This is a genomic window from Acetobacter sp. (assembly GCF_047721705.1).
Taxonomy (GTDB): domain Bacteria; phylum Pseudomonadota; class Alphaproteobacteria; order Acetobacterales; family Acetobacteraceae; genus Acetobacter.
Map to the genome: position 1 here is coordinate 1 of NZ_JBDNXK010000014.1, position 2,642 is coordinate 2,642.

Consider the following 2,642-nt stretch of genomic DNA (forward strand, 5'->3'; position numbering starts at 1 on the left):
TACTTGCCGGTCTTCCGGCGACGGATGATCAGACTGTCCGTACGCTTGTTGACCCGTGTCTTGTAACCCTTGGTCGGCTTGCCCCACGGCGTAACCGGATGACGACCGCCCGAGGTCCGGCCTTCACCACCACCATGCGGATGATCGACCGGGTTCATGACGACACCACGGTTGTGCGGACGACGACCGAGCCAGCGCATGCGGCCAGCCTTGCCCATGTGCTGGTTCATGTTGTCCGGATTGGACACTGCACCAACCGTGGCGAAGCATTCACCGCGAACAACGCGAAGCTCACCAGACTGGAGGCGGATCTGGGCGTAGCCAGAGTCCTTGCCGACCAGCTGTGCATAGGTGCCAGCCGAACGGGCCAGCTTGCCGCCAGCACCCTGCTTCAGCTCAATGTTATGCACGATCGTTCCGACGGGGATCGAAGCCAGCGGCATTGCGTTGCCCGGCTTGATATCAACGCGGGTGCCCGCGATGACCTGATCACCAACCTTCAGACGCTGCGGAGCCAGAATATAGGCCAGCTCACCGTCTTCGTACTTGATCAGTGCGATGAACGCCGTACGGTTCGGATCATATTCCAGACGCTCGACGGTGCCCAGCACGTCCAGCTTGCGACGCTTGAAGTCGACATAGCGGTAGGACTGCTTGTGCCCGCCGCCACGAAAACGCGACGTCGTGCGACCGTGATTGTTACGACCACCGGACTTGTTCTTGCCCTCGGTCAGCTGCTTGACCGGCTTGCCCTTCCACAGGTCAGACCGGTCCACCAGCACCGTGCCACGAAGGCTCGGCGTGACGGGATTAAAGTGCTTCAATGCCATGTGTAGATACCCCGCGTCACGCCAGCTTGGCGGTCAGGTCAATCGACTGACCCTCCGCCAGCTGCACGAACGCCTTCTTGATATCGGAGCGCTGTCCGGGACGACCCTTGAAACGCTTCGTCTTGCCCTTCTGAACCAGCGTGTTGACGCTGACAACCTTGACGCCGAATAGAGTTTCAACCGCGACCTTGATTTCAGGCTTCGTGGCCGAGATGGCGACCTTGAAGGCCACCTGGTTCTTCTCGGACATCGCCGTCGCCTTTTCGGTGATCAGCGGCGCACGGACGATGTCATAGAGCGCTTCGCGCGACATCTTTTCCGCCTTCTTGCGGATCGCAAGCACGTTTGTCATGCCAGCCGCTCCTTAAGGCCTTCAACGCCAGCGCGAGTGATCGCAAGGACGTCATGGTTGAGAATGTCATAGACGTTCGCACCGATGGTCGGCAGGACGTCAATCTTCGGCAGGTTACGGGCCGCACGAACGAAACCTTCGTTCACGGAACCATCAACGATCAGTGCGGAAGTCCAGCCCAGAGCCTTCAGCTTCACAGCCAGCTCAGCTGTCTTCGTCACACCATCAGCCGCATCGAGAACGATCAGCTTGCCGTCTTTCGCCTTCTGGGAAAGAGCGGAGATCAGACCGAGGCGACGCACCTTCTTGGGAAGGTCATAGCCGTGATCGCGGACGACCGGACCATGAACCGCGCCACCGGTACGATACTGAGGTGCACGCAGCGAACCCTGACGGGCGGAGCCGGTGCCTTTCTGGCGGTACGGCTTCTTCGTCGTACCGGAGACCTCGCCCATGCCCTTCACCTTGTGGGTGCCGGCGCGGCGCTTGGCCAGCTGCCAGTGAACCACACGCGCCATGATGTCGGCACGCGGCGCAACAGCGAAAATCTCGTCCGGAAGCGTGGCCGTGCCGGCGCTACCGTTATCGAGGGTTTTGATATCGAGTTCCATCGTCCTCAGCCCTCCGCCGTCGCAACGGCTGCCGGATACGGCGCCTCTGCATGACGGGCCTTCTTGATCGCGTCACGGACCATGACCAGTCCGTTCTTCGCGCCCGGGATGGAACCACGAATCATGACCAGATTCTTTTCCGGATCGACCGCAGCCACTTCCAGGTTCAGCGTTGTCACGCGCTCGTCACCAAGGTGACCAGCCATCTTCTTGTTCTTGAAGGTCTTGCCGGGATCCTGACGGTTACCGGTAGAACCATGCGAACGGTGAGAGATGGACACACCGTGAGAAGCTTCGAGACCGGCGAAGTTCCAGCGCTTCATGGCGCCAGCAAATCCCTTGCCCTTGCTCGTGCCGGTGACATCCACCTTCTGGCCAACCACGAAGTGGGAGGCGAGGATACGGGTGCCTGGCTCGAGAACGGCGTCGGCAGCGACGCGGAATTCGCGCACGGCCTTCTTCGGCTCGACCTTCACGCGGGCATAATGGCCGCGGTTCGGTTTCGTGACATTCTTCACCTTGGCTTTGCCAAGACCGAGCTGCACGGCGGTATAACCATCGCGCTCTTCGGTACGGGCATCAACCACCTGCAAATCATCGAGATGCAGGACAGTGACAGGCACATGAGTGCCATCTTCCTTAAACAGCCGGGTCATACCCAGCTTTCTTGCGATCAATCCGGTACGCATCGTCTGGACCTTAGAGTTTGATCTCGACGTCAACGCCAGCGGCGAGGTCGAGCTTCATGAGGGCGTCCACGGTCTGCGGGGTCGGCTCGACAATGTCGAGCAGCCTGCGGTGAGTCCGAATTTCGAACTGTTCGCGGCTTTTCTTATCCACGTGGGGAGA

The 2,642-nt window shown here is 60.1% G+C and carries 5 protein-coding genes; all 5 read right to left on the bottom strand.

Features of this window, described 5'->3' with window-relative positions:
- Positions 1-830 (bottom strand): 50S ribosomal protein L2 (rplB, locus tag ABF824_RS03950; protein ID WP_415486566.1); only part of this gene is annotated, 830 nt, incomplete at its 3' end.
- A gap of 16 nt (positions 831-846) precedes the next feature.
- Positions 847-1,143 carry a 50S ribosomal protein L23 gene (locus ABF824_RS03955; protein ID WP_415486625.1) on the bottom strand — a complete coding sequence of 99 codons (297 nt, stop codon included), beginning with the start codon at positions 1,141-1,143 and terminating at the stop codon, positions 847-849.
- A 35-nt stretch (positions 1,144-1,178) separates the two neighbouring features.
- On the bottom strand, positions 1,179-1,793 hold the full coding sequence (gene rplD, locus ABF824_RS03960; protein WP_415486568.1) for a 50S ribosomal protein L4: 615 nt from the start codon (positions 1,791-1,793) through the stop codon (positions 1,179-1,181).
- Between the two features lie 5 nt (positions 1,794-1,798).
- Entirely contained in the window at positions 1,799-2,482 is a 684-nt protein-coding gene (gene rplC, locus ABF824_RS03965) for a 50S ribosomal protein L3 (protein WP_415486570.1), read from the bottom strand.
- A 10-nt stretch (positions 2,483-2,492) separates the two neighbouring features.
- On the bottom strand, positions 2,493-2,642 hold a 150-nt coding region (gene rpsJ / locus ABF824_RS03970), incomplete at its 5' end, for a 30S ribosomal protein S10 (RefSeq protein ID WP_415486626.1).

What these genes read in the sequence shown, in the direction of transcription:
- rplC (WP_415486570.1), bottom strand. Translation starts at nt 2,482, where the DNA reads ATGCGTACCGGATTGATCGCAAGAAAGCTGGGTATGACCCGGCTGTTT.
- rplD (WP_415486568.1), bottom strand. Translation starts at nt 1,793, where the DNA reads ATGGAACTCGATATCAAAACCCTCGATAACGGTAGCGCCGGCACGGCC.
- ABF824_RS03955 (WP_415486625.1), bottom strand. Translation starts at nt 1,143, where the DNA reads ATGTCGCGCGAAGCGCTCTATGACATCGTCCGTGCGCCGCTGATCACC.